The following is a 2556-nucleotide window of genomic DNA, read 5'->3' on the forward strand; positions in this document are numbered from 1 at the left end:
TGGTGGCCCGACTGCATGCACTGGTGCGCCGCGCCAGTGGCCGCAGCAGCGACCTCGTCAAACACGGCAGCCTGACCTTCAGCGCCTCCAGCGCTGAGGTTCGACTGCATGGCCTGCGCGTCGAGCTTTCGCGACGCGAGCTCGCGTTGTTGCGCACGCTGTTGCAAAACCCTGGCCGCATTCTGAGCCTGGAGCAACTCCAGGCCAGTCTGTACGGCTTTGAGACCGACGTGGAAAGCAACGCTGTGAACGTGCACATTCACCACCTGCGCCGCAAGCTCGGCCCTGCGATCGTCGAGACGGTGCGCGGTTTGGGCTACCGATTGGGTGAGGCCGGCTCTGCCGTCGAGGAAAAGCGATGACGCTGCGCCTGCGCCTGGTCGCCATCATCGGGTTGTCGCTGACCCTGCTATGGAGCGTCGTCGCGGTGTGGATGTTCATGGATGTGCGCGAGCAGCTGCGAAGCGCTCTGGACGAGCGGCTGGCCGCATCGGCGCGCATGGTGGCGGGCTTGGTCGCACGCCTTCCGGCTGACCGCCTGCAGATCAACGGGCCGCCCGTGTTGCCGCTCGATGTGATCGCCCGCGACGGTCTGGCGTGCGAGGTCAGCCTGGTTCGCGGCGAGGTTGCGATCCAGCCGATCGCGCGGACCTCCACCAGCCCCGGGCTGGAGGGTGCAGCGTTGGGCTACAGCACCTCCGTCTACGGCGGTAAACCCTGGCGCACCTACGTGCTGCAAGTCGGCGAGGTGCGCATTGCCACCGCCGACCGCATGGATGCACGCGAAGGCCTGCTGCGCGAAATTGCGCTCTCCGCGGCGGCACCGTTTGCCATCGCGATGGCGGTCAGCCTGGTGCTGCTGTGGATCGGTGTCGGGCGGGGCCTCGCGCCGATCGAACAGGTGCGCACCTTGTTGCTGAATCGGAGCGCGGATGCCGACGCACCGCTGCCGGCCATCGACGCGCCACCCGAGCTACAGCCGCTGATCGACACCATCGCACACCTGCTGGTGCGCGTGCAGGACGCGATCGAGCGCGAGCGGCGGTTCACCGACGACGCAGCACACGAACTGCGAACGCCACTGACCGCCATCAAGACGCATCTGCAGGTGCTGCGCCTGGCGTGCGGAGAATCTGGATTGCATGGCGCCGCGGGCGAGGCGCTGGCCAATGCGCAGCAAGGTGTGGCGCGGCTGCATCGCACGCTCGAGCAACTGTTGTTGCTGGCGCGGATCGAAGGAACGGTGAAGCCCGAGCATGCGCTGCGGGTCGATGCGCTGCATGCAGCGCAGCAGGCGATCGACGATGCGTCGGCCGTCGCCCCACAGGTCGGTGCGGCCAGCGTCCGGTGCGTTGAGTTGCAGGCCACGACAAACGCAGCATCGCTGGCAATGCCCGAGGCGTTGCTGGTTTCGGCTTTGCGCAACCTGCTCGACAACGCGTTGCGACATTCGCTCAGACCGGGCTCGGTCGTGCTGCGGATCGAACGGCTGCCAGGCCATGTGGCGTTCCGCGTCCTCGACGAAGGCCCAGGCATGAGCGCTGCCGAAGTTGCACAAGCGGCGCAGCGGTTCTGGCGACGCGGCAGCGGCAATGTGGAGGGCGATACCGGCAGCGGCCTGGGCCTGTCCATCGTCGATGCCATCGCAAGGCGCTATGGCGGCGAGTTTCACCTGGAGCCGCGCCGGGTCGCAGGCATGGAAGCCCGGCTGTGCTTTCCAGCTGAAGAGTGAACAAGATGGCAGTCATGCTACATCGGCCTCACGCATGCATCGCCATGTCATGCGCAAGAGCCAACCGACGGTCGGATGCGTCTACACCGACCTGCTGATCCATTTCGACCTTTGGAGGTCACAAAGTGCGCACCTTGAAATTGATCATCATCCCCGCGTCTTCATGTTCAAGGTTGTGGCAATGAAAGAGGTAAGTCTGGTCACCTGGGAAATCGTGCGAAAAGTCGATTGCGATGCGCACCGTCTCACCCGGCCACACGAGGACGGTGTCTTTCCAGCCCAGGTCACTGACAGTTCTGCCCTTGCCAAAACGCGCAATGTCCGACAACTGGGGCGGGCTGTTCAAGCGTTCGAGTACCTGGAACGAAAACCCGTGGAGATGCATCGGGTGCGGCATGCCCAATGCCGGGTTGCTGATGCGCCATATCTCCACCGCACCCTGCTTCACATCGAAGGCGATCTCGTCCATGCGGAAGGTGCGTCCGTTGATGAGGAAGCGCATGGCTTGCATCGACAGTTCGATCTGTCGCTCGGCAGCGCCTTCGCTGCGCAGCGGCTGGATCCTGGACAGCGTTGCTGGCAGTGGGGCTGTGATGCGCTCCCCGGACACCACCGAAAGCTTGAGCACGTTGAAAGTCTCACCCAGCGCCAACCGTGACGAACCCATGCCGGCCATCATCTGGCCCATGCCCGGGCCGCCCATGTTGCCCGCAGCCCCTTCGTTCTCCATCGGGTCGAAAGACAAGCTCTTCAGAAACACAGTGTCCCCGGGTTGTGCCTGGGCGGCATCGAACAGCACATCGAGGCGTTCACCAGGTGCCAGA

The 2556-nt window shown here is 64.6% G+C and carries 3 protein-coding genes; 2 read left to right on the forward strand and 1 reads right to left on the reverse strand.

Annotation, left to right across the window (positions count from 1 at the left end):
- Together IV113_RS21225 and IV113_RS21230 are read left to right on the forward strand one after the other, a co-directional pair.
- Positions 1-362: response regulator transcription factor (locus IV113_RS21225; RefSeq protein WP_291089168.1), on the forward strand; the 362-nt coding region annotated here is incomplete at its 5' end.
- A complete protein-coding gene (locus tag IV113_RS21230) occupies positions 359-1732 on the forward strand; it encodes a sensor histidine kinase (RefSeq protein WP_291089171.1) in 1374 nt (457 codons plus the stop codon). The genes IV113_RS21225 and IV113_RS21230, both read left to right, overlap by 4 nt.
- Before the next feature lie 118 nt (positions 1733-1850).
- Here the strand turns inward: IV113_RS21230 and IV113_RS21235 are convergent.
- Positions 1851-2556: multicopper oxidase domain-containing protein (locus IV113_RS21235; protein ID WP_291089174.1), on the reverse strand; the 706-nt coding region annotated here is incomplete at its 5' end.

This window comes from Hydrogenophaga sp., from assembly GCF_018780385.1.
Taxonomy (GTDB): Bacteria; Pseudomonadota; Gammaproteobacteria; order Burkholderiales; family Burkholderiaceae_C; genus Hydrogenophaga.